The organism is Actinopolymorpha singaporensis (assembly GCF_900104745.1).
Classification (GTDB): Bacteria; Actinomycetota; Actinomycetes; order Propionibacteriales; family Actinopolymorphaceae; genus Actinopolymorpha; species Actinopolymorpha singaporensis.
Genome location: NZ_LT629732.1, coordinates 4,530,899 through 4,554,805, shown reverse-complemented (window position 1 = coordinate 4,554,805; position 23,907 = coordinate 4,530,899). Strand labels below are relative to the sequence as shown.

Annotated in this window: 22 protein-coding genes; 12 read left to right on the top strand and 10 right to left on the bottom strand. The window is 71.2% G+C overall.

The annotated features are described in order from the left end of the window. Position 1: 1 nt before the first annotated feature. Together BLU27_RS20500 and BLU27_RS20495 are read left to right on the top strand one after the other, a co-directional pair. A complete protein-coding gene (locus tag BLU27_RS20500; RefSeq protein ID WP_092655281.1) occupies positions 2-1,546 on the top strand; it encodes an FGGY-family carbohydrate kinase in 1,545 nt (514 codons plus the stop codon). A gap of 278 nt (positions 1,547-1,824) precedes the next feature. Beyond that, positions 1,825-3,255 (top strand): MFS transporter, encoded by a 1,431-nt coding sequence (locus BLU27_RS20495; protein ID WP_241827535.1) that lies wholly within the window; start codon positions 1,825-1,827, stop codon positions 3,253-3,255. Here the strand turns inward: BLU27_RS20495 and BLU27_RS29255 are convergent. Further along, positions 3,249-4,121: an alpha/beta fold hydrolase gene (locus BLU27_RS29255; protein ID WP_157728724.1), complete on the bottom strand. Its 873-nt coding sequence runs from the start codon at positions 4,119-4,121 to the stop codon at positions 3,249-3,251. The genes BLU27_RS20495 and BLU27_RS29255 overlap by 7 nt on opposite strands. A gap of 166 nt (positions 4,122-4,287) precedes the next feature. On the opposite strand from BLU27_RS29255, the gene BLU27_RS29250 reads away from it, so the two are divergent. Then, positions 4,288-4,968, top strand: a complete 681-nt coding sequence (locus tag BLU27_RS29250) for a hypothetical protein (RefSeq protein WP_157728723.1) — start codon at positions 4,288-4,290, stop codon at positions 4,966-4,968. Between the two features lie 35 nt (positions 4,969-5,003). Here BLU27_RS29250 and BLU27_RS20480 read toward each other — a convergent pair whose 3' ends face one another. The 6 genes from BLU27_RS20480 to BLU27_RS20455 form a co-directional block, all read right to left on the bottom strand. Continuing rightward, complete coding sequence (locus BLU27_RS20480) at positions 5,004-5,717, bottom strand: putative glycolipid-binding domain-containing protein (protein ID WP_092655278.1); 714 nt, start codon at positions 5,715-5,717, stop codon at positions 5,004-5,006. Between the two features lie 97 nt (positions 5,718-5,814). Next, positions 5,815-7,884, bottom strand: coding sequence for a S9 family peptidase (locus BLU27_RS20475; protein WP_092655277.1), 2,070 nt, complete (start codon positions 7,882-7,884; stop codon positions 5,815-5,817). Positions 7,885-7,894: 10 nt separating this feature from the next. Beyond that, on the bottom strand, positions 7,895-9,859 hold the full coding sequence (locus BLU27_RS20470) for an ABC transporter ATP-binding protein (RefSeq protein WP_092655276.1): 1,965 nt from the start codon (positions 9,857-9,859) through the stop codon (positions 7,895-7,897). A 145-nt stretch (positions 9,860-10,004) separates the two neighbouring features. Beyond that, positions 10,005-11,228 carry an FAD-dependent oxidoreductase gene (locus BLU27_RS20465; protein ID WP_092655275.1) on the bottom strand — a complete coding sequence of 408 codons (1,224 nt, stop codon included), beginning with the start codon at positions 11,226-11,228 and terminating at the stop codon, positions 10,005-10,007. Continuing rightward, complete coding sequence (locus BLU27_RS20460; RefSeq protein WP_092655274.1) at positions 11,225-11,848, bottom strand: PadR family transcriptional regulator; 624 nt, start codon at positions 11,846-11,848, stop codon at positions 11,225-11,227. Before BLU27_RS20460 ends, BLU27_RS20465 begins: the two co-directional genes overlap by 4 nt. 64 nt (positions 11,849-11,912) lie before the next feature. Continuing rightward, positions 11,913-13,094 (bottom strand): thiolase family protein, encoded by a 1,182-nt coding sequence (locus BLU27_RS20455; RefSeq protein ID WP_092655273.1) that lies wholly within the window; start codon positions 13,092-13,094, stop codon positions 11,913-11,915. Positions 13,095-13,273: 179 nt separating this feature from the next. Between BLU27_RS20455 and BLU27_RS20450 the strand changes: the two genes are divergently transcribed. The 5 genes from BLU27_RS20450 (at position 13,274) to BLU27_RS20430 (ending at position 16,872) form a co-directional block, all read left to right on the top strand. Next, positions 13,274-13,831, top strand: a complete 558-nt coding sequence (locus BLU27_RS20450) for an NUDIX hydrolase (RefSeq protein WP_157728722.1) — start codon at positions 13,274-13,276, stop codon at positions 13,829-13,831. A 76-nt stretch (positions 13,832-13,907) separates the two neighbouring features. Next, positions 13,908-15,287 (top strand): GNAT family N-acetyltransferase, encoded by a 1,380-nt coding sequence (locus tag BLU27_RS20445; RefSeq protein ID WP_157728721.1) that lies wholly within the window; start codon positions 13,908-13,910, stop codon positions 15,285-15,287. 109 nt (positions 15,288-15,396) lie between these two features. After that, positions 15,397-15,834 (top strand): helix-turn-helix transcriptional regulator, encoded by a 438-nt coding sequence (locus BLU27_RS20440; RefSeq protein ID WP_092655271.1) that lies wholly within the window; start codon positions 15,397-15,399, stop codon positions 15,832-15,834. A gap of 14 nt (positions 15,835-15,848) precedes the next feature. Beyond that, positions 15,849-16,259 (top strand): VOC family protein, encoded by a 411-nt coding sequence (locus BLU27_RS20435; protein WP_092655270.1) that lies wholly within the window; start codon positions 15,849-15,851, stop codon positions 16,257-16,259. Between the two features lies 1 nt (position 16,260). Then, the gene (locus BLU27_RS20430) at positions 16,261-16,872 is read left to right on the top strand and encodes a VOC family protein (RefSeq protein WP_092655269.1); all 612 of its coding nucleotides are present in this window, start codon (positions 16,261-16,263) and stop codon (positions 16,870-16,872) included. A gap of 81 nt (positions 16,873-16,953) precedes the next feature. Here BLU27_RS20430 and BLU27_RS20425 read toward each other — a convergent pair whose 3' ends face one another. Then, the gene (locus tag BLU27_RS20425) at positions 16,954-18,015 is read right to left on the bottom strand and encodes a tyrosine-type recombinase/integrase (protein ID WP_092655268.1); all 1,062 of its coding nucleotides are present in this window, start codon (positions 18,013-18,015) and stop codon (positions 16,954-16,956) included. Positions 18,016-19,201: 1,186 nt separating this feature from the next. Between BLU27_RS20425 and BLU27_RS20420 the strand changes: the two genes are divergently transcribed. The 3 genes from BLU27_RS20420 to BLU27_RS20410 all read left to right on the top strand — a co-directional run bounded on the left by BLU27_RS20420 (position 19,202) and on the right by BLU27_RS20410 (position 22,266). Next, positions 19,202-19,525, top strand: coding sequence for a YciI family protein (locus tag BLU27_RS20420; RefSeq protein ID WP_092655267.1), 324 nt, complete (start codon positions 19,202-19,204; stop codon positions 19,523-19,525). Next, complete coding sequence (locus BLU27_RS20415) at positions 19,522-20,763, top strand: RNA polymerase sigma factor (protein WP_092655266.1); 1,242 nt, start codon at positions 19,522-19,524, stop codon at positions 20,761-20,763. The genes BLU27_RS20420 and BLU27_RS20415 overlap by 4 nt, the downstream gene beginning before the upstream one ends. Positions 20,764-20,865: 102 nt before the next feature. Continuing rightward, a complete protein-coding gene (locus BLU27_RS20410; protein ID WP_157728720.1) occupies positions 20,866-22,266 on the top strand; it encodes a hypothetical protein in 1,401 nt (466 codons plus the stop codon). 29 nt (positions 22,267-22,295) lie between these two features. On the opposite strand, the gene BLU27_RS20405 is transcribed toward BLU27_RS20410, so the two are convergent. Then, a complete protein-coding gene (locus BLU27_RS20405; RefSeq protein ID WP_092655264.1) occupies positions 22,296-22,760 on the bottom strand; it encodes a GNAT family N-acetyltransferase in 465 nt (154 codons plus the stop codon). Positions 22,761-22,955: 195 nt separating this feature from the next. On the opposite strand from BLU27_RS20405, the gene BLU27_RS20400 reads away from it, so the two are divergent. Further along, positions 22,956-23,276, top strand: a complete 321-nt coding sequence (locus BLU27_RS20400) for a DUF8129 domain-containing protein (RefSeq protein ID WP_092655263.1) — start codon at positions 22,956-22,958, stop codon at positions 23,274-23,276. A gap of 88 nt (positions 23,277-23,364) precedes the next feature. On the opposite strand, the gene BLU27_RS20395 is transcribed toward BLU27_RS20400, so the two are convergent. Then, a complete protein-coding gene (locus tag BLU27_RS20395; protein ID WP_092655262.1) occupies positions 23,365-23,853 on the bottom strand; it encodes a carboxymuconolactone decarboxylase family protein in 489 nt (162 codons plus the stop codon). Between the last annotated feature and the right edge of the window lie 54 nt (positions 23,854-23,907).

Below are 23,907 nucleotides of genomic sequence, written 5' to 3'. Positions count from 1 at the left end.
GGTGACCGCGACGAGGGGCGGGGCAGCCGACCTGCTACTCGGGGTTGACGCCGGGCAGACCGTCACCAAGGCGTGTGTCTTCGACCGCGAGGGCCGCGAACTCGGCGCCGGGACCGCCCGGGTCCGGGTGCACAGCCCGCGGCCGAACTGGGTCGAACGCGACCTCGACGAGGTGTGGACGGCGACCGTCGCCGCGATCGGCGCGGCGCTGACTGCCGCCGGGGTGAATGGTGCCCGCGTGGGCGCGGTCGGCATCGTCGGCCACAACGACGGGCTGTACCTCCTCGACGGGGCGGGCCGTCCGGTGCGCCCGGCGGTCACCGCGATGGACACCCGCGCGCACGACGTGCTGCGGGACTGGCGCGCCGGCCCGGTGTGGGCCCGCGCCCTGGAGCTGACCGGGCAGGTGCCGTACGCGGGTTCGCCGTCCACGCTGCTGGCGTGGTTCGCCCGGCACGACCCGGACGTGCTCGACCGCACGCGCTGGGTGCTGTTCTGCAAGGACTGGTTGCGCTACCGCCTCACCGGCGCGATCGCCACCGACCCCAGCGAGGCCAGCTGCGCGTTCACCTCCGTGCGTACCCAGGACTACGCGCCCGAGGCACTCGACCTGTACGGGCTGGGTGAGCTGGGTGGTCCCGGCGGGCTCGGCCTGGCCGACCGGCTGCCGCCGCTGCTGCCCAGCGCCGCGGTCGCGGGGGAGGTGAACGCCGCCGGTGCGGCCGCCACCGGCCTGGCCGCCGGCACGCCGGTCGTCACCGGGGCGCACGACGTGGACGGCACAGCAGTGGGGCTCGGCGCGGTCGAACCCGGGCTGCTCAGCCTGGTCGCCGGGACGTTCAGCATCAACCAGGTGGTCAGCGCCGACGTCGTGGTGGACGAACGCTGGCAGGCGCGTACGTTCGTCGAACCGGGACGCTGGCTGGCGATGTCCACCTCCGCCTCCTCGGCCACCAACCTCGACTGGTGGCGCACGGCGTTCGGCGTGCCCGGGACCGATGATGGGTACGCCACGCTGGAACGCGAGGCCGCCGACGCGCTCGCCGGTCCGAGCCAGCTGGTCTACCACCCGTTCCTGTACGGCTCGCCGTACGGCGAGACCGCCAGCGCGGCGTTCCTCGGCGTACGCGGCTGGCACACCCGCGGCGACCTCGTCCGCGGCCTGCTGGAGGGCGTGGTGCTCGGCCACCGGGTGCACGTGGACGCGCTGCGGGAACGCTTCGCGCTGGCCGACGTCGCCCGGCTGTCCGGTGGCGCGGCACGCAGCGCGGTGTGGTCACAGATGTTCGCCGACGCCCTGGACCTCGAGATCGAGGTCGCCGCCGGCACGGAGCTGGGTGCTCGGGGCGCGGCGCTGCTGGCGGCGCTCGGCGTCGGGTGGTACTCCTCGCTGGCCGAGACCGCGCAGACCGTACGGATCGTGCGCCGGCACGTGCCCGATCCCGCCCGGCAGGCGGTGCTCGCCGACGCCTACCGCCGGTTCGTCGCCGTCGCGCAGGCGCTGGGCCCCTGGTGGGACGACCACCACGCCGCAAGCGGCAGTTGACAGGCGTTCGTCCGGCGGAGAAGGGGCGCCGGACGGCGGAAACGGCCTTTCCCCATCCGGCCCGCCCGGGTTAGGGTCCCGGACAGAAGTGAACCCCCGAGGAGCTGCGAACATGCCCGGTCGTTCGAGCACGCGTTGACCTCCTGGGCCGTACTCGGCCTGTCATCGCGTGCTGCCCCTGACGCGCGGCACAGCGAATCCGCCGCTGCCCGAAACCACCGGCGCGTTTCGCGTGCCGGTCACCGGGCCTGTCATCTCACTCCGAGGGGTTCCCGCCCGTGCCGTCCACCCCAGCCACTCCACCCACCCCAGCCACTCCACCCACCCCAACCACTCCACCCACCCCAACCACTCCTCCCATCCCAGCCACTCCGTCCGCGACCGCTGCCGGCTCCTCCGGTACGCCGGATCTGTGGCGCGACCGGGACTTCCGCCGGCTCTGGGCCGGGCAGGCCGCCTCCCAGCTCGGCGAACACTCGGCCCTGATGCTCCTGCCGCTGATCGCCGTGCTGACCTTGCATGCCGACCCGGGCCAGCTGGGCCTGCTCCGCGCGGTGGGCCAGGCGCCGATCCTGCTGTTCTCCCTCGTAGCCGGTGCATGGGTGGACCGGTGGCGCACCCGAACGGTGATGGTGGCCACCGACGCCGGCCGCGCCATGGCGCTGGGCGCCGCCGCGGTCGCGGGCCTGCTCGGTCTCCTCGGCCTGCCGGCGCTGGTCGTCGTCGCGTTCGCCGTGGGCGCCCTGTCGGTGTTCTTCGACGTCGCCTACCAGACGGCGCTGGCCCGGCTGGCCCGCCGCGACCAGCTGGTGTGGGGCAACAGCGCGCTCGAGGGCAGCCGCTCGGCCGCTCAGATCGGTGGGCCCGCCCTCGGCGGCGCCATGGTGTCGCTGCTGTCCGTCCCGGTCGGCGCCGCGACCAGCGCGGCGTTCTTCGCCGTGTCCTGTCTGTCGATCCGGGGGATCCGGCACCGCGAACAGCTGCCGGACCGCACCGGCGAGGACACCGGCGGGCGTACAGGCGAGCGCACCGGCACCCGCGAACCGGTCTGGCGGCGGATCGGGGAAGGCCTCCGTTTCGTCGCCGCCGACTCCTCGCTGCGGACGGTGTGCCTCGCCTCGGCCGCTTTCCAGTTCTGGCTGGCGGCGACGATGACCGGCTACCTGTTGTTCGTGCCGCGGGTGCTGCACCTGTCCGGAACCGCCGTAGGGCTGACCCTCGCGGCCGTCGGTCCGGGCGCGCTCGTGGGCGCCCTGCTGGCCGCGCGCCTCCCGCGCCGGTTCGGATACGGCGTCGTACTCGTCGCCGCGGCAGCGCTCGGGGACGGCGCGTTCCTCGCTGTGCCGGCGCTGCACGGCTCGTCGTCGGCGACGGTCGCCGTACTGCTCGCGGTCAACTTCGTCTTCGGAGCCTTCGGGCAGCTGGTGAACGTCACCGTGATGGCCGTCCGGCAGGCCGTGACCCCGGCCGCGCTGCAGGGCCGCGCGGCCGCCACGATCACGTTCGTGGGCATGGGGCTGACACCTCTCGGCTCCCTGCTCGGCGGTTTCCTCGCCGAACGCTGGGACCTGCGCACCAGCCTGCTGGTGACGGCCGCCGGCATGCTGCTGTCTCCGGCGCTGATGGCGGTGTCCCCGCTCGCCCGCCTGGGCCGGATGCTCCCCGCGCCGAAGCCCTCATGGGACGTACGCGGAACGGAGGCTCAGTGAGCCTGCTCGACCGCTGCCGCGATGGTGGCGGCGAAGCCGGCGGGATTGTCGTACGTCATCACGTGACCGGCGCTCGGCACGACGTGCACGGCCACACCGGCCGGCTCCAATCCGGTCAGGTCCACGTCGGTGGTCCGCTCGCCGACCAGCAAGGCCCGCGGCATGGTCGCCTGTGCGAACTGCGTACGGAACGTCGGATCGCGGTCGGCCAGCATCGACACCGACGTACGGTGCATCCCGACCGCCGTCCAGCGTCCGGTGGTGGCGTGGAGCACCGACTTGCCGGCGGCGTGTTCGTCCCGGGCGACGACCGCGCGCAGGGCGTCGTAGCCGCGGCGGACGAACGCTTCCTCGGTCTGGGCGGCGACGTGTGCGCTGAGGTCTCCCACGCCGGGGTCGAGATTGGGTTCGCAGGCGACCAGGGTGCCCACGAGTTCGGGCCGGCGGTGGGCGAGCGCGATGGCCACCGAACCGCCGAGGCTGTGGCCGACAACTGTGGCGCCCCTGACGCCGTCGGCGTCGAGGACCGCGGCGACCGCGTCGGCATGGTCCTCCACGGTGTATCCGAACCGCTCGGAGTCGGCCTGGTCGCTCCATCCGGTGCCCACCAGGTCGACCAGCAGCGACCGATGACGCCGCAGTGCCGGGTGAGTCGCCACGTGCGGGAAGTCGGCGGAGGTGGCCGCTCCGAGGCCCGCGACGTAGACGAACAACGGGTCCGGGAAATCGGTGGCATCCCGGGATCCGGAGGCGTTGGGTGGACCGGAGGCATTCGACGAACCGGCGCCGTCGCGGCCGGGGGAGTCGCCGGGCAGGTCGAGGTAGCGGACCCAGCAGCCGACGTGGGACAGGTACACCGAACGCATGACTGCCCAGCATGCCGCATCGGCAACTCCCAGGTTTTCTTCAGGTGTTTCCCAGGTTCGGAACCGATACTGGTGCGCGATCACTGGTGTGCTGTTCCGCGCGGCTGTCGCCGCACGGCCGGCGTACGGACAGGTGGCCAGAGCCGCCCGACGAACGGAGCTGAGCATGAGCCCTGCAGGACGCACTGTCAGTCGGACCACTGTGGTCGGGGTGGCCGTCGTCGCGGCGACCGTCTCCGGGCTCGTGGTGGGCGGCATCGCGCTTGCCGACAACGACTCCGGCCCCCACGCCAAGGTCGCCGCGCAGCCGCGGGCCACGCCCACCGCCACGCCCACCGCCACGCCGACAGGTAAACCGACCGCGGTGCCGGCACCGAGGGAACGCGGCACCTCGCGGCACCCCGGCCGGCTGGGCGGGCCTGACCGGTTCGGGCCTGACCGGTTCGGGGCCGAGCGGTTCGGGCCCGGAGGCATCGGGCTGGCCGGCCGGGCCCTGCACGGTGAGTTCGTCGTCGCCAAGCCGGGCGGAGGCCACCGGACCGTCGCCATCCAGCGAGGCAGCGTCGAGTCGGTCAGCTCCACCGCGATCACGGTGAAGAGCACGGACGGCTACACCCACTCCTATGTCGTCGACGCCAGGACCAGAGTCGACGCGCGCCGGGAAGGCATCGGGTCGATCGGTAAGGGCCAGCAGGTCGCTGTCGTCGCCACTGTCAGCGGCGACACCTCGACCGCCGTCCGGATCGTCGACCTGGCCGATCTCGGGCAGCGCGCGAACCTCCGCGGGAACCCGCGCGGGAACCAGCGTCACATGCCGGCGCCCGGCCCGCAGAGCGGCACCAACTAGCTCGGCAGCCGGTCCGTCCGTCCTGACAACAGAACCTAGGTCGCCGCGAGGACGTCGCCGGTGGCGCCGTCCGGCTCGTCGCCCGGCCGAGCGCTGCTGGTGAGGTGCGCCCGGCCGGCGAGTTCGATGCTGGCCGCCGTCGTCTCGGCAGGGCCGACACGGCGGGCGATTCCCGGGTAGTCGACGACCAGGCCGTCCCGGTCGAAGGTGATGTCGGCGGTGAAGTCGTCGCTGTCGAGGCGGACCACCACGCCGTCACCATCGGCACGTACGTGGGTGTAGCGCTGCCGGCTCGGGCGTACCGACAGGTCGGGCACCGACACCCACGCCGTCAGCAGCTCGACCGGGCCACCTCCGGTGAGCAGCCCGTGCCGCCGCACCGGCATGGTGTTGGTGAGCGGGGACAACCCCAGGTCGCAGTCCAGCGCTTCGGTGTAGCGGGTTGCCTGGCCACCGGGCGGCGGTGCGTCCAGGTGTCCTTCGGCGTCGGCGAAGATCTCCCAGCGGCCGGCGCCGTCGCGGCGCAGCTCCAGCACCCGACGCCAGCCGACGCCGAACGCGTGCACCCGCAGCGACGACGTGGCGTAGTCGTCGCCGGTGGTGAGGGCGTACTCCAGCCGATACGGCACCGGGTCCGCCCCGATCGCCGAACCGACCGCGGACAGGTGCCCGCGCGCCAGCTTCACCTCGGCGAGCTCAGCGCCGGCGTCCTTGCACCAGACCAGGGACCGGTGTACGTCGGGGTCCATGCGGCCACCTCCTCGCGGTTGGCGGGAGGTTACCTCCGCGCGGACCCCGCAAGGGCTAAATCGACCAGGCCTGGCCTACGCGGGACGCCCTCGGCGCCTACGCGGACGTCTTCGCGACGCCCACCTGGTCGAGGACGAACGCGTGCACCTGCGCCTCGTCCCGCCAGGCGTCGTACCTGCCCGAAGGACCGCCGTGGCCGGCGCCGAGTTCGGTCTTCAGCAGCACCGGTCCGCCACCGGTCATCCGGTCACGCAGCCGGGCGACCCACTTCGCCGGCTCCCAGTAGCTCACCCGCGGGTCGTTCAGCCCGGCGGTGGCGTAGATCGCGGGGTAGCGGCTGGCCGAGACGTTGTCGAAGGGCGAGTACGCCTTCATCGCGGCGTACACCCGCGGGTCGGCCACCGGGTTTCCCCACTCGTCCCACTCCCGCACCGTCAACGGCAGCGACGGGTCGAGGATGGTGGTGAGCGCGTCCACGAACGGCACCTCCGCCACCGCCGCGGCGCACAGGTCCGGCCGGAGGTTCAGCACAGCACCGACCAGCAGCCCGCCCGCCGACCCGCCCCGGATCGCCAGTCCGTCCCGGGTGGTCCAGCCGTTGTCCACGAGGTAGTCGGCGGCGGCCACGAAGTCGGTGAAGGTGTTGGCCTTCTCCAGCCGCTTGCCGTGTTCGTACCACGACCGGCCGAGCTCACCGCCGCCGCGCACATGCGCGATGGCAAACGCCACACCCCGGTCCAGCAGCGACAGCCGCAGGGTGGAGAACCACGGGTCCATCGAGTGTTCGTACGATCCGTAGCCGTACAGCAGCACGGGCCCGCCCTCGGGACGGTCGTCGCGCCACACCAGCGAGATCGGCACCTTGGTCCCGTCCGGGGCAGTGGCCCACTCCCGGGTCGACTGGTACCGGTCGAGGTCGACGTTCAGCACCGGCTGCCGTTTGCGCAGCCGGCGCGCGTCGGTGGCCAGGTCGACGTCGATGACGGAGTTCGGCGTGGTCAGCGAGGTGTAGTCGATCCGCAGTGTGGTGGTGTCGAACTCCCGGTTGGTGCCGACGTCGACGGTGTAGATCGGCTCCTCGAAGATCATCCGGCGGCGCTCGGCGTCGGCGACGGTGATCACATCGAGTTCGGTGCGCCCGTCGGCCCGCAACGCCACCACCAGGTGGTCGGTGAAGGCGTCGACCGACACGATCCGAACACCTTCCTGGTGCGGGATCACGTCCGTCCAGCGTTCCGGGCTGGGGTCCTCCACCGGCGCCTGGGCCAGGCGGAAGTCCGGGCCCTGGTCGTTGGTGACGAACAGGAACCGGTCGGTGTGATGCTCCAGGGAGTACTCCACGCCGGGCCGGCGCGCGGCGACGAGGCGCCACTGTCCTTCGGGGTCGTCGGTGGGCAGGACGTGCACCTCGCTGGACTCGGTGGCGTGCAGGTCCAGCACCAGCCACTCCCGTGAGCGGGTCCGGGAGATGCCGAGGTAGAACGACTCGTCCTCCTCGGTGAAGATCAGCACGTCCTCGGACTGGTCGGTGCCCAGCCGGTGCCGCCACAGCTTCCACGGCCGGTGGGCCGGGTCGAGGGTGGTGTAGAAGAGGAAACCTTCGTCTGCCGACCAGGCCGCGCCGTACCCCGTGGGGCTGATCGTGTCGGGCAGGTGCTCGCCGGTGCGGAGGTCCTTCACCCGCATCCGGAACTCCTCGCTGCCGTCGGTGTCCACCGAGTAGGCGAGCAGATGGCCGCTCGGCGAGACCGCGAACGCACCCAGCGCGAAGTAGTCGGTGCCCTCGGCCGCCTCGTTGCAGTCCAGCAGCACCTCCTCCCGGTCACCGGCTCCGGCGCTGTCCCCGTCGACCCCACCGACCGGCTGCCGCACGAAGAGTGGGTACTGCTTGCCCTCCTGGGTGCGGGTGAAGTACTCCCACGCGCCGTCGCGGGCCGGGACGTCCTCGTCGGTCTCCTTGATCCGCGAGCGGTACTCCTCGAACAGCTCCTCGCGCAGGCCGGCCAGATGTGCGAGGGATTCCTCGGTATGGGCGTTCTCGGCCTTCAGGTGGGCGAGCACGGCCGGGTCCTCCCGGTCGCGCAGCCAGGCGTACTCGTCGACCCGCTCGTCACCGTGGTGGCGGTGGACGAAGGGACGCTGCTCGGGACGGGGTGCAGTCGGCATGGCGCCGACACTACCCGGCTGGGGTCGCGACGCTCGCCGCCGTGGACGGCTCCGGCGAGACGGTCACGGGGCCGCCGGTGGGGCCGCCGGCGGGGTCGTCGTCGGCGGCGCTCTCCTCGACGTCGAACTGTGTACGGTGCAGCTCGGCGTAGCGGCCGCCGCGGCCGAGCAGCTCGTGGTGGGTGCCGCGTTCGACCACCCGGCCGGCTTCGAGCACCAGGATCAGGTCCGCGGCCCGGACCGTGGACAGCCGGTGCGCGATGACCACGGCGGTGCGGTCGGCCAGCGCCTCACCGAGCGCGGCCTGTACGGCGGCCTCGGAGGTGGAGTCGAGGTGGGCGGTCGCCTCGTCCAGGATCACCACCCGCGGCTGGGCGAGCAGCAGCCGGGCGATGGTCAGCCGCTGGCGTTCGCCCCCGGACAGCCGGTAGCCGCGTTCGCCGACCACCGTGTCCAGGCCCTCGGGCAGGCTTGCCACCAGGTCGTCCAGCCGAGCCCGGCGCAGCGCCTCCCACAGCTCGTCGTCGCCGGCCTCCGGCCGGGCGAGCAGGAGGTTGGCCCGCAGCGACTCGTGGAACAGGTGGCCGTCCTGGGTGACCATTCCGATCGTTTCCCGCAGCGAATCGAAGGTCAGGTCGCGTACGTCGACGCCGGACAGCCGTACCGCGCCCCCGTCCACGTCGTACAGCCGGGGGATCAGCGAAGCGATGGTGGACTTTCCCGCACCGGAGGAGCCCACCAGCGCGACCATGGCGCCCGGCTCGACCCGGAACGACACGTCGTGCAGCACCTCCTCACCGCCGCGCGCGTCCAGCTTCGCGACCTCCTCCAGCGATGCCAGGGAGACCTTGTCGGCGGCCGGGTAGGCGAACCGGACATGCTCGAACTCCACCGACACCGGCCCGTCCGGGACGCGTACGGCGTCCGGCTTCTGGTCGATCAGCGGCGCCAGGTCGAGCACCTCGAAGACCCGCTCGAAGCTGACCAGCGCGCTCATCACCTCCACCCGGGCGCTGGCCAGCGCGGTCAGCGGGGCGTACAGCCTGGTGAGCAGCAGCGCCAGCGCCACCACGTCGCCGGGATCGAGCGAGCCGGCGAGGGCGTAGTAGCCGCCGAGCCCGTAGACCAGCGCCAGGGCCAGCGCGGAGACCAGTGTGAGCGCGGCGATGAAGACCCACTGCACCATCGCGCTGCGCACGCCGATGTCGCGCACCCGCCGGGCACGCACCGCGAACTCGGCGGACTCGTTGTCGGGCCGCCCGAACAGCTTGACCAGTGTGGCACCGGGCGCGGAGAAGCGCTCGGTCATCTGGGTGCTCATCGCGGAGTTGTGGTTGGCCGCCTCGCGCTCCAGCCGGGCCAGCCGGTTGCCCATCCGCCGCGCCGGCACCACGAAGATCGGCAGCAGCACCAGCGCGAGGACGGTCACCTGCCAGGACAGCCCGACCATCACCGCGAGGGTGAGGACCAGGGTGACGAGGTTGCTCACCACCCCGGACAGCGTGTCGCTGAAGGCACGCTGCGCGCCGAGCACGTCGTTGTTGAGCCGGCTCACCAGCGCGCCGGTCCGGGTGCGGGTGAAGAACGCGACCGGCATCCGCTGAACGTGGTCGAACACGGCCGTGCGCAGGTCGAGGATCAGTCCCTCGCCGATGCGGGCGGACAGCAGCCGGGTGAGGATCCCGAGCCCTGCCTCGGCGACGGCGATGACCGCGATCACCGCGGCCAGGGTGAGAACCACCCGCAGGGAGGAGCGTTCCACGATCGCGTCCAGGACCCGCCCGGCCAGCACCGGGGTCGCCACGGTCAGGACCGCGGTCACGACACTCAGCATCAGGAACTTCGTGAGCTGGGCACGGTGCGGCGCGGCGAACCGGCCGATCCGCCGCAGGGTCGCACGGGAGAACGGCCGGCGTTCGTCCTCGGCGTTCATCGCGTGGTACAGCGACATCCACGCGGTGGTCTCCATGTCCATGCCCGCTTGGTCCCTTCACCTCGGTGGCCCGCGCATCGTCTGCCGGGGGCAGACGTCGACGTCGTACGGAGGTCGACGAGGGCGACGCTAGAACCCCAACCATGGTTGAGGGCAAGCTGTCGCCCCTCGACGCCGGGACACCTTCTCAGGCACCACCCCCAAAGCCCGCCGTCGTCGCCGGAGCCGCCCACTCCACGCGATACCCGTAGGACTCGCGTAGCGCCTTGCTGTCCGCGGTCAGCCGGAGGACCAGCGGCAACATCGCGTCCCGGACGACCCGGCCGACCGGTCCCGGCGCCTTGGCGTTGTTGACGCGGGCCGCCTGCGCGATGATCCGCTCGACCCGGGGCCGCCTGGCCTGCTCGAACTCCCGCAGCGCCGCCACCGGATCCGGCAGGTCGCGCAGGCACCTCGCCAGCACCACCGCGTCCTCGACGGCGAGCGAGGCACCCTGGCCGGACGTCGGCGAGGGCGCGTGCGAGGCGTCGCCCACCACGACCATCCGGCCCCGATGCCAGAGGGGCAGATGCGGCATCGAGTGGATCGGGCCGGTGCCCAGCAACCGCGGCGTGGCCCGGACCAGCGGGAGCAGCGGACCGCGGTCTGCGGCGAAGGCCGACTCGAGTTCCTCCCGCCACCGCGACTCCGTGGTCGCCTCGAGCTCACTCCGTGCCGGTTCGTGCGGCCGGGGCAGGTTGGCGAACCACCACACCTCACCGCCCGGCTCCAGGGCGTAGCCGAAGAACGCCCGCCGGCCGAACACCATCTCGTAGCTTCCGGGCTCCACGTCCACCGCGACACCGCGCGCGTAGCCGCCGGTGCCGACCAGCCCGGTGTAGGTGGGCGCCGGAGCCGCCGGGTCGATGATCGTCCGCACGGTCGAGTTGATGCCGTCGCAGCCGACGAGGACGTCGCCGTACGTCTCACTGCCGTCGGCGAACTCCGCGTGCACGGCGTCACCGGTGTCGTGCGCCGCGACCAGCCGCCGGCCGTACTCGAATCGGACACCCCGGGCCACGGCGATCTCGCGGAGCACGCGGTAGAGATCGGCCCGCCTGAGGGTCTGGCTGGTGGTGCCGTCTGCCAGTGGCACCCCGATGCGGCTGCTGCCCAGCCGCCTGCCCCGGTGATTGCGCAGGGTGACGCCCGGCGTGGGGAAGCCCAGCGCCAGCACGGGTTCGGCCGCGTCGAGCACCCGCAGTGCGTGCACACCGTTGGAGCCGAGGGTGAGGAAGACACCGAGGTCGTCGGCGCCGGAGGGGTGCGCTTCGTACACGACGGGTTCGATGCCCGCCTTCTGCAGTGCCATGGCCACCGCGGGACCGGCAATGCCGGCGCCGATGACCAGAGCGGTACGGGGAGGTGTCATGAGTTCTGCCTTTCCTCGAGATCGCCCGTCCGGTCGTGGAAGGTCGCCCACAGGGGCCCCCAGCCGGCCTCGGGATCGGTGATGCGCCGAACGAAGTCCCGTACGAACTCGGCCTCGGCGTCCAGGAGCGCGAGGCGGTACTCCTCCTCGACCAGGAACAGCGGGTGGACGCCACCCGCGACCGCCCGGTCGACCAGCTCGCGAATCTCGGCCCGTTGTTCGGCAAGGCGGGCGAGACGGTGGTCGAGCAGGTCGAGCACTTCCTGCGGCGGCAGGGCCGCGATCAGGGAGAGTGCGGCGACGAACTGGGGGTACTCGTGGCTCGGTTCCCCGACCAGCTCGCGCATCCAGTCGTGCAGCTCCTCCCGCCCGGCGTCGGTGAGGGCGTAGACCGTCCGCTCGGGGCGCCCGCCCTCGCGGGTGGTCTCGTGCTCGGTGACGAACCCGGCCCTGGCGAGCTGACCGACCACCATGTAGAGCGAGGCGTGGGTGAACTTGATGCTGCGGTCGTCGCCGTTGTCGCGCAGGGACCTGCTCAGCTCGTACGGATGCATCGGCCGCTGGGTGAGGTACGACAACACGGCCAGCGCCAGCAGATTGTTGACCTTGCGTTTCTTCACTTGGTCAGGATCGACTAACCGGCTGGATATAGTCAACCCTGACTAATCCGGAAGGGGCCGAGAGTCAGGCCTCGAGGACGACCGCGAGTCCCTGCCCGACCCCGATGCACAGGGCGGCGAGGCCGCGCCCGCCGCCGCGACGGCGCAACTGCCAGGCCAGCGAGGCGACGATCCGCGCACCCGAGGCCCCGAGCGGGTGCCCGAGGGCGACGGCACCGCCGCGCGGGTTGACGATCTCGGGGTCGAGATCGGGCCAATGCGCCAGGCACGCCAGCACCTGGGCGGCGAACGCCTCGTTCAGCTCCACCACGTCCAGGTCGGCCCAGCCGAGTCCGGCCCGGGCCAGCGCCTGTTCGGCGGCGCGCACCGGGCCGATACCGAACAACTGCGGCTCGACCGCGGCGACGCCCCGGGACACCACCCGGGCCAGCGGTTCCACCCCGATCGAGCGGGCCGCGTCCCGGTCGCCGAGCAAGAGCGCCGCCGCCCCGTCGTTCAGGGGAGAGGAGTTGCCCGCCGTGACCGACCCGTCCGGGCGGAACGCCGGCCGCAGCGCGGCGAGGGCCTCCACCGAGGTGTCCGGACGGACGCTCTCGTCGCGGTCCAGGTCACAGCCGGGCACGGCCACCACCTCCTCGGCGAACTCCCCGGCCGCCCACGCGGCGGCGGCCCGCCGGTGACTTCCTACGGCGAACGCGTCCTGCGCCGCCCGCGAGATGCCGTACTCGCCCGCCAGCGCCTCGGTGGCCTCACCCAGCGACACGGTCCACTCGGGCGGCATCGCCGGGTTGACCATGCGCCAGCCCAGCGTCGTCGAGTGCAGCGTCTGCGACTCACGCGGGAAACCCCGCTCGGGCTTGGGCATCACCCACGGCGCGCGGCTCATCGACTCCACCCCGCCCGCGACGCACAGGGACGCCTCACCGGTGGCGATGGTGCGGCTGGCCGCCATCACCGCCTCCATCCCCGAGCCGCACAGCCGGTTGACGGTGACGCCGGGCACCGAACTCGGCAGCCCCGCCAGCAGCACAGCCATCCGGGCGACGTTGCGGTTGTCCTCGCCCGCGCCGTTGGCGGCACCGAACACCACGTCGTCGACGCGTGCCGGGTCCAGTCCAGGGTTGCGGTGGACGAGTTCGCCGACGACGTGGGCGGCGAGGTCGTCCGGGCGTACGTCGGCCAGCCCTCCGGCGTACCGGCCGATCGGCGTACGCACGGCGTCGAGCACGAACACCGGGTTGGTCACCGCACCTGCTCCTTCCCGTCCTACTCGGCCGCCCAGCCGACACTCCAGCCGCCGGCCCGGGCCGGCCCGACCGGGCGCGGCGTGCCGCCCATCCTCGACGGCTGCACCGCGGGTGTCGAGCCACGTCCGGCGGCGGACGGAATTCGGAAGAAGTTGATCTCGGTTATATCGTTCGGCACGTGCCCGGATCCCGCATACGTTCTGCCGTGCGCCTGCTGGTCGTCGACCCGCTGGACCGGCTCCTCCTCTTCCACGCACACCCCGGACCCGGTCCAGGGGACGGGTTCTGGTTCTGTCCCGGGGGAGGCGTCGAGGCGGGGGAGTCGGCGCTGGAGGCGGCTGCCCGCGAACTGCGGGAGGAGACCGGTCTCGAGGTCGACCCCGACCGCATCCGGGGTCCGGTGTGGACCCGCCGGCACGTCGTCCCTGTCGGCGGCACGGAGGACCCGCGTGCGGCCGTCGTCGAGCGCGGCGAGGGAACTGGGAGCGACGGGGACCTGCTGGACCAACGCGAGCAGTTCTTCGTCTACCGCGCGCCCAACACTCCGGCGATCCACGCCATCGGAGACCCGTGGTCGGCGCGTGACGGCCACCAGGCCTACCGGTGGTGGAGCCGGGGCGACCTGGAGGCCGGTCCCGCCGACGCGGCCGTGTTCGCGCCCCGCCGGCTGCCCGAGCTGTTCCCGGAAATCCTCGCCGGCCGCTGGGAGGACCCGCCCCGCGACGTGGGCGTCTGACGGTAAGGATCTCCGCGCGACGGCCGCGCGGATAAGGGGTGGCCCGCACCGTCTCGCGGCCCTAGTGTCGGCGGCGATGACTTCGACCGTACGAACCGACGACACCACCGGCGACCCCACCGGCGACCTCCGCCGCGACCTGGGTGACGGCCTGGTGCTGCGCTGGTCGACACCCGCGGACACAGACGCGATCGCGGACCTCGCCGGCGCGGTGTTCCGCGACAACGACGACGGCCCGCCCAACGCGTTCCTGATGAACATGGTGCGCCGCCACATGCGCGGCGACCATCCCCTGCTCGGGCCCCACGACTACATCGTGGTCGAGGACACCCGCGCCGACCGGAAGAGGTTCGTCGCCTGTGCGTGTTACCAGCACGAGGAATGGACCTACGACGGCGTTTCGCTCCCGGTGGGCCGACCGGAAATCGTCGCCGCGGACCCGGATTACCGTCGGCGAGGACTTGTCCGAACGCTTTTCGGCGCCATCCACGACCGGTGCGAACACGACGGCAAACTCGTCCAGTCGATCACCGGGATTCCCAACTTCTACCGGCAGTTCGGTTACGAGTACGCCGTCGATCTCGGCGGCAGCGTCACCGTCCCGGTCTCGCTGCTGCCGAAGGCGAAGGACGGCGAGGCCGAGCCGTACCGGCTGCGGAAGGCAACCAGGGAAGACGTTCCCGCGCTGATCGCCTGTTACGAGCAGAGCCAGCGGGGGAGTCTGGTGGTCTCCCGGCTGGATGAACGCTTCTGGACGTACAACATCGACGCGGAGAACGAACCCGACGCCATGCTGGGCTTTGTCCGCGTACGGATTGTCGAGTCCGGCACGGGAGAGTTCTGCGGGCTGGTGGTGGCGCAGGGGAGCGGCACGCATTTCCGGGTCGCCCTGATGGAATTCACCCCCGGCACCAACCTGGCCCGAATTCGGCCCTCACTTGTGCGGGCGCTGGTGAACCTCTCCGCGGACAAGCTCACACCGGACGACGAGCCGATCACCAGACTCGTCTTCGAACTCGGCCGCGACCATCCGTTCTACCAGGTGATCCCGCACGAGTACGAACCCCGGCAGCAGCCGCCGTACGCGTGGTACGTCCGGGTGCCGGACCTGCCCGCTGTGCTGCGCCGGATCGCCCCCGTTCTCGAACGCCGGCTGGCGGAATCGTCAGTGGCCGGCTACGACGGCGACCTGCTGCTCGACTTCTACCGCACCGCCGTACGACTGACCTTCACCGACGGCCGGCTCGGCGACGTACGCGACCAGGGCCCGGCAGGCCGGCACGACCGGACTCCGCGGGCCGGCTTCCCGCCGCTGGTGTTCCTGCGGTCGCTGTTCGGGCACGCGTCGCTGGACGAGCTCCGTACCGCCTACCCAGACGTCGGCACCGGCGGTGAGGCCGGGCCGTTGGTGAACGCGTTGTTCCCCAAGCGGCCGTCCCGGCTCTTCGCCCCCTGACAGCCCGGCCGGGCAAAGCGGCCCGAGCCTGGCGAACCGGGCACCCGACCGGGCTGGTGACGCCGACGTGGAGCCGCCCGGCGCGGCCCGGCATGGCAGGATCTCGAACGTGAGCAACACCCCGTCCGAGCAGCGCCTGCGCGACCTCGCCCTGCTCCGCCGCGTCCGCGACCGGATCGACCGCGAGTACGCCCAGCCACTGGACGTCGAGGCGCTCGCCCGTGGCGTGCACATGTCCGCCGGACACCTGAGCCGGCAGTTCCGGCAGGCCTACGGAGAGTCGCCGTACGGCTATCTGATGACCCGGCGCATCGAGCGGGCGATGGCACTCCTGCGGCGCGGTGATCTCAGCGTCACCGAGGTGTGCTTCGCGGTCGGCTGCGCGTCGCTGGGCACCTTCAGTACCCGATTCGCAGAACTTGTCGGTATGCCGCCCAGCGTCTACAAACGCGCGGCGGCACAGGGGAGTGCGCAGCTGCCGGCGTGTGTCGCAAAACAGGTGACCAGACCGATCAGGAATCAAGAAGCACGGCTGGTGGAGCCGTAGTTAGCGTGACTGACATGGACATCACCATTCACACCAGCGTCCTCCCGCACGAGGACCCGGAGGCCTCCCTGGCCTTCTACCGCGACCGGCTCGGCTTCGAGGTCCGCCAGGACGTCGGACAGGGCACCATGCGCTGGATCACCGTCGGCCCGCCCGGTCAGCCCGAGACCTCGATCCTGCTGGCGCCGCCGTTCGCCGACCCGGGCATCACCGAGGACGAGCGCCGCACCGTCTCGGAGATGATGGCCAAGGGCACCTACGGCTGGATCCTGCTGGCAACCAAGGATCTCGACGGCACGTTCGAGAAGATCCAGTCGGGCGACGTGGAGGTCGTCCAGGAGCCGACCGACCAGCCGTACGGCGTACGCGACTGCGCCTTCCGGGACCCCGCGGGCAACATGGTCCGCATCCAGGAGGTTCGCTGACATGGCAGCCATCAGGTCGATCATCATCGAGGCACCCGACCCCGACGCGGCGAACGCCTTCTACGACAAGGCTTTCGGGCTGGGCGACACGATCCGCACTCGCGCCGGCGACGCTCCGACGGCCGGCTTCCGCGGGTGCGCGCTGTCGCTGGTGGTGTCCCAACCGGGCACCGTCGACAGCCTGATCGGCACCGCCGTGGAGGCGGGCGCCACGACGCTCAAGCCCGCCACGAAGAGCTTCTGGGGTTACGGGGGAGTCGTCCAGGCGCCGGACGGCACGATCTGGAAGGTCGCGACCTCGGCGAAGAAGGACACCGGCCCGGTCACCAGAGACGTCGACGACATCGTGTTGCTGCTCGGCGTGGGAGACGTCAAGGCCAGCAAGGAATTCTATGTCAACCACGGTTTGACAGTGAGCCGGAGCTTCGGCAGGAAGTACGTCGAGTTCGACGGCTCCTCCTCGTCGGTCAAGCTGGCGCTCTACGGGCGTAAGGCCGCGGCCAAGGACGTCGGCGTGGATCCGGACGGCTCCGGCTCGCACCGTATCGTCATCGGCACCGACGCGGGGCCGTTCACCGACCCCGACGGGTTCGCCTGGGACACGGCGGCCTGAGTCGACCGCCCTTGGCGAACGCCGGGTTCCGGCCTCGGACACGGCGTTCGCCAAGGGTGCCGCACGTGACCCACCGCCTCCTCAGTCGGCGGCGAGGGGCGAGCTGTCGATGGCCTCGGCAGCGGCACTCATCGATTCGTCCATGTAGACAGACGTCGTGGCCAGACTGGAGTGGCCGGCGATCTGGGCGACCGTCGCGATGTCCACCCCGGCCCGGGCCAGCACGGTCAGCGCGGTGTGCCGAAGAGCGTGCGGTGTCGCCCGGCGGCCGAGGTACCCCTTGGTGTAGCGCTCGACCATCCGCTGGAGATCACGTGGACAGAGCCGCTTCCCGCGTACGGAGACGAACAACGCGCTGGCCGCGTCCTCGACCCTGATGCGCTCCGCGCGGTCCAGGGACGTCGGCTGCGGGGGCGGCGGACGCTCCTCGGCGAGGTACCTCTCGATGGTCCTGAAGGTCGCCGGCGACAGCGGCAGGTCGCGAGTCTTGCCGCCCTTTCCGCGTACGTGCAGAACCGGCGTGCGGGTTTCCTCGTGCAACCGGATGTCGCTGCGGTTGGCGCCGCACAGCTCCGACACCCGTGGGCCCGACTCGACCAGGAGCCGCAGGATCGCCTCGTCGCGGACGGACAGCTTCTGGTCGGCGCGCAGGGGTTCCTGTGCCCGTCGGCTCGGCGAAGCCCGCAGCACCAGCGCCTCGTCGACCCGAAGCCCGAGCCGGGAACCGGCAGCCCTCCGCGGCGTACGCGGCGCGGCCACCCGGGTGGTGGGATCGACCTGGACGTAACCCTTGTCGGTGGCCCAGCGAAACAGCCCGCGTACGGCGGCGAACCAGCGCGCCAGCAGGTGCTGGCCGCGACCTGGGGGAGTGGAGCCGTCCTCGGCGATCTTCAGGCCCTTCGTGTAACGGCGATCGGGCGCCCTGGCGATGGCCGTCAACGCGACTTCCAGTTGGTCGGCCTCGATGGAGTCGAGCACCGTGTCGGGGCCCAGGAGAGTGGTGAAGTCGATGAGGTCACGGCGGTAGGCGTGCAGAGTGGCGGGGCTGAGCTGGGAACGCATGACGCGCCGCTCGAGCACCTCGAGATACTCCAGCACGGCATCGTGCACGGTCACTGTCGACACCGATTTCGGCTCACTCATGGCCCAGAACCTACCATGTCGTGTAAGTGCTATTACACGACATGAATTCGATCGTGTGACGGTCCGATCTCCGCCCTCGACATTCCGTCACGGGCATGCCTGGCGCCGCCTCGGATGCGTTGTCGCTACGCGGCGTCACCAAGTCGCTGGCGGCCATGATCCGCGTGGTCTGCAGGCGGGGGCCCGCCGAGGCCGGGGTTCGGCGCCTTCGCCGGGGCCGCACCGCCGACGCCGCCGAACCCGGGCCAAATCCGGTGAGTCCTGTCCACGGCCCGTCCGTCGGCGTTCGTGTACGGACGACTCGAACGCACAGGCGGCAGGCGTCGTCAGCGGAAGCACGCAGGGAAACACGGGCGGAACGTACGGCGCGGTCTGCCGAAGTGGAGAGCCGGCAGTGCGAAGCTCGGGTGCTGCATGGAGCGCTCCGGGCCCGTCGTCCGGAGCCCCTCTCGGCCGTCCTGAGCCATCCTGGTAGAACGCCGATAATGAACATTATGTCAACCGACGGACGCTGGTGCCCCGACCCTCTCCTCTGCCCGAGCCTCGCGCTCGGATGCGAAATCCCTGCTGGCGTGGGCACTCACCGGCGTACGTGGACGCCCACGTACGCCGCGCCTGGCGGAACCCTCGTGGCCGCGCCGACACGACATCACTGCCTCCGTCTTCTTCGTGGCCGAGCGCGACGTCCAGCCATCCCGCACCGTCCGGGCCGAGCGACCATCCACGTCGCATAACGCAGAAGTACGCCATGACGCGTCATGGACGCCCATGAACGTGAGATCTGCCCGCCTCTCCCCCGTCACCGACCCCTCTTCACCAGCCCGGTCCCTGAAAGTCCGGGGAGACGTGTCGAATCCCGCCCGGGATGTTCGTCGCAATGGTGCGAGGCCGCCTACGAGAGGCGCCAGAACCACCGAGGTGAGGCACATCATTTTCAGTACACGGTTGACCCCGGACCTGATCAGGGCGGAGCAGGCCCACCGGCTCGAGCGGGCCCGGCGCGCGTTCCGGCCGAAGCCGGATAACGTCGGTCTCGGATCGCTCACGAGCCGCTTCCCGGGAGTTCGCACCAGAAGGTTCCTGAAAGCAGTCCGGGAGACGGTGTCGGATCGGGGCGCAGACGTTCGTAGCAAGGGTGAACGGCTGCTCACGACGGGCGCCCACAACCGCAGGGGATGATTCCGGCATGCAGTACCTCGTTTCCGTGATCGACGACACCGCCGGCCTTGCCACCTCCGACGAGATGGCCGCCATCGACGAGTTCAACGACGGTCTCCGCGCCGAGGGCCACTGGGTCTTCGCCGGTGGCCTCGCGTCCCCCAGCGCCGCCACCGTCATCGACAACCGCGGCGAGGAGGCGCTGGTCACCGACGGCCCGTTTCTGGAGGCCAAGGAGCACCTCGCCGGCTTCTGGATCATGGAGGCCCCGGACCTCGACGTGGCGCTCAAGCTCGCCGCCGCGGGCTCGAAGGCGTGCAACCGGAAGGTCGAGGTGCGGCCGTTCCTGTGACCACGGGCGGCGTACAGGAGGCGATCACCCGGGCCCATCGCGAGGAATGGGCACGGGTGGTCGCCTCTCTCACCAGGCGTTTCGGTGACCTCGACATCGCCGAGGAGGCGGCTGCCGAGGCGTTCGCGACGGCCGTCGAGCGGTGGCCGGTCGACGGCGTACCCCCCAATCCCGGTGCCTGGCTGACCACCACCGCCAACCGCAAGGCCATCGACCGGATCCGGCGTGAGAACAAGCGCGACGACAAGCAGAGGGAGGCTCGGATGCTGTCCGACGACGACCCGCCCGAGCCTCTGGGCGCCATCGACGACGAGCGTCTTCGGCTGGTCTTCACCTGCTGTCACCCGGCGCTGGCGATGGAGGCCCGGGTGGCGCTGACGCTGCGCATGGTCGGCGGGCTGACGGTGCCCGAGATCGCCCGGGCCTTCCTGGTGCAGGAGGCCGCCATGGGGCAGCGGATCACCCGGGCGAAGGCGAAGATCAAGGCTGCCCGCATCCCCTACCGCGTGCCGTCCGCGGAGGACCTTCCGGCTCGCGTGTCCGGCGTACTCGCCGTCCTCTTCCTGGTCTTCAACGAGGGCTACCTGGCGACCGGCCCGGACTCCGATCCGGTACGCCACGACCTGACCGCCGAGGCGATCCGGCTCACCCGCCTGATCCGGGTCCTCCTGCCCGACGACGGTGAGGTGGCCGGCCTGCTGGCGCTGATGCTCCTCACCGAGGCCCGCCGCACCGCCCGGGTCTCGGCGAGCGGTGAACTGGTCTCCCTCGCCGAGCAGGACCGTGGAGCCTGGGACGCCGCGCTCATCGCCGAGGGGCATCGGCTGGTACGCGAGCGCCTGGCCGCCGCGGCCGCCGGGGTGGCCCCGGGTCGCTACCAGATCCTGGCGGCGATCAACGCGGTGCACACCTACGCCAGGGACGCGCGGGACACCGACTGGTCCCAGGTCGTCGCTCTCTACGACCAGCTGGTCCGGATCGACCGGTCCCCGATCGTCGCGCTCAACCGGGCCATCGCGGTCGCCGAGCTCGACGGTCCGGAGGTGGCGCTGGCGGCCGTCGACCGGCTCGCGGACAGGCTGGCCGGCTACCACGCCTACCACGCGACCCGCGCGGACCTGCTGCGCCGGCTGGGCCGCGGCCGGGACTCGCGGGGGGCGTACGACAGGGCCATCGAACTGGCGGGCAACAGCGCCGAGATCGCGTACCTGAAGCGCCGCCGCGACCAACTCGGATAGGCGCGACGGCGCGGCCGCCCGGCCTGCAAAATGCGGCAATTCGGGCAATCGTGTTAGCTTCGTACGGATCGAGCAATCGAATCTGACGGGGAGCGATTGATCGTGAGCAAGCATCCGAGCAGGGCCGCGGCGGCACTCGGTTCGGCCGCCTTGGTGGTGGCCTCCGCGGTGGTCGGCGGCGCCGGGCCGGAGCCCGCGAAAGCCGCCGGGCCCCGGCGCCCCACTGCGACGGAGCCGCGAGCTGTGGCCGGGGACAAGCCACCGCCACCCACCGTGGCCTCGACGACCATCCGGTGCGAGAAGGACTCCAGCGGCAGGACCGCACGCCTGTACGACGGCCCGTCCGCCTCCTACCTGTACGACCGCAGGTTCTCCCCTGGGCCGACCGTCCCGCACGAGGAACTGCGCCGCCACACCCCGCAGGGCGTCGCCTGGTGGGGCGACTGGAACGGCAAGGGCGACGACCTGCTTCTGGTCTCCGCCCACGACCAGGGCGACGCGAACGGGCACCTGATCGGTCTGGACCCCCGTGAGCCGGGCAAGGTCGTCGGCATCGTGGCACTGGGCCCGACCCACGCCGGCGCCCTCGGCCTCAACGGCCGGTGGCTCTTCGTCGACGGGCCGAAGAACGGGAGCCGGCACACCGTCAGCTCCTACCGGCTGGACGCGCTGCGCGCCGAGCTGAGGGCAGGAGGCGGAAGCCTGGACCACGACGCGCAGACGACGGTCTACGGCGCCTCCTTCCTCACCGCCGACGGCCGCCACCTCTACGCGGGCAGGTTCAACTTCCACGGCTACCGCGACTGGATGTACCGCTACACCATCCAGAGCAACGGGAAGTTGACACTCGATCCCAAGCCCGGCACCAACCGGGGTCTTCGATGGGAGACCCCGGCCTCTACCCAGGGCGTCGCCAAGACTGGCAACCGGTTCCTGTTCAGCACCTCCAGCGGACGCGACAGGCGCAGCAACCTCTACGTGACCAACGCGGCGGAGACCAACCTCGACAGGGCCTCGCCACGCTGCTTCCGCGCCCCGACGATGGCGCAGGGCATCGCCGTCACCCCTGGCGGGAGGGTGTACCTGAACTTCGAGTCCGGGTCGTACGAGTTCGACGGCACCAGCGGACGCAGGGCGAAGAACGTCATCCCGGGAACGCACACGGCACGGCTCGGCGAACTGACCGGAATTCCCGGTGGCACGCTGAGGCTGGGCACGCTGCACTCGAAGAAGCAGCAGGACTTCTTCGGCGACGACGAGATCGCCGTCGTCGTCGAGGGCAGCAAGGTGGGCAGGACGATCGACATCGAACAGGGCGAGCGCAAGCGGATCAGGAAGACCGTCCAGTTCACCGGCAACGCCCGCGTCAGGCTGTACGAGAAGGACGATCCGGACAGTGACGACTACCTCGGTCAGCACAAACTCAAGCCGCGCAGGGACGGGGGCATCCTGACCTTCAAGCGGCGGGGCGCCCACTACCGGCTCAGCTACACGGTGCGCTAGACGTTGTGGCCGGTGCAACGTCGCCGGAGTCAGGTGCTGGCCCGGCGATAGACCTGCCGGGAACCACCTTCCGGGCCGGGGTCGGCGGCCTCGGCCGGTGTGAAACCGAGGGATTCGTAGAAGACGCGTGCGCCACTGGCAACGGCGCCCGGGTGATCGGATCCAAAGGTGACCACCTCGATGCTGCCCGGACCATGCACGAACCTACGTGTAGCGTCCGACATCAGCGCACGACCGACGCCCATCCCGCGCGCCTGTTCGGAGACGACGAGCCAGTGGATGTGGTAGGTCGGTGGCGTCGCACCAAAGAGCAGGCCGCCGAGAAGATTGGGCCCCGAATCGGCGGCGACGAGCGCGGCGGACTGACGAATGTGCTTGTCCAGGGCTCTGTGAAAACCGGGGTTGTCGACCATCGGCCCGAACCAGTGCTCGACCTGTGCCGCCAGCCCGAGAAAGCCAGGGAGGTCCTCCTCCCGTGCGAGTCTGACGATCACTTGAGCAGTTTGGCAGACGAGGCGAACACTGCCGATACGTCCCTGCGACTCTCACCAAGCGTCGTGTCGGCTCCCCGCGCGCTATCCCACGAGTACCGACGCTCTCGACGGGTAGGCGGAACCGCAGACGCGAAGAAGCATCGAGGTAAGTACGCGAGTACGCACAGGGAGGATGCTCATGCCGACCGGGAGGCGTTGCCGCTGCCCGACTACGACCACCTGCCAGAGGGAAGCCTGCAACACCGCATCCGTTCGCTGAGTGCCGACGAGATCGGCACCCTGTTGGACTACGAGCGCGAGCACGGGAACCGGCTGCCCGTGATCACGGTGCTGGAGGCGCGGATCGAGCAGCTGCACAGCGGTGCTTCCCCCAGTGAGGGTGGTCAGGACGTACGCCCCGAACAGACCGGCGCCCCGGCGGGTGGGTCCCAGGTGGAGCCTGGCACGGGCGCCGACTCCGGCACACCGCTTCGGCACGGGGTCGCCGGGCAGACCCCGAAGCGCGGCCGGGACTGACGAAGGGGTCCCGCGCTTCCGGACCCCTTCCCCGATCGTCGGCCCGGCTCGGTTCGGGTGACCCCGAGCCGGGCCGACTTTCCGCCGATCAGCTCATCGCGGCGGTGAACATCCCTGGTTCGTACGAACCACCCTGCTGGTGCACGATCACGGCCATCCGGTTGGCGGCGTTGATCAGGGCGACGAGGCAGACCAGCGCGGCGATCTGGTCGTCGTCGTAGTGCTTGCGCACCTGGGCCCAGGTGTCGTCGGACACGCCCTGGTAGGCGTCGGCGAGCCGCGTGCCCTCCTCGGCGAACGCCAGAGCGGCCCGCTCGGCCTCGCTGAACACCGTGGACTCCCGCCACGCGGCCACCAGGTGGAGCCGTACCGCGGTCTCACCGGCGGCGGCCGCCTCCTTGGTGTGCATGTCGATGCACCAGCCGCAACCGTTGATCTGGCTGGCCCGCAACGACACGAGCTCCTGGGTGGCGTGCGGCAACGAGGACTGCATGACCACCATGCCGGCGTTCGCGAACCGCTTGGCGAACCTCGCGCCGATCTCGTTCTCGAACAGGTTGAGCCGGGGTTCCGTCACTTCGTTCTCCCTTGCGGCGATGGGTTCTGCGTACTGGACAACCACAAGACCCCG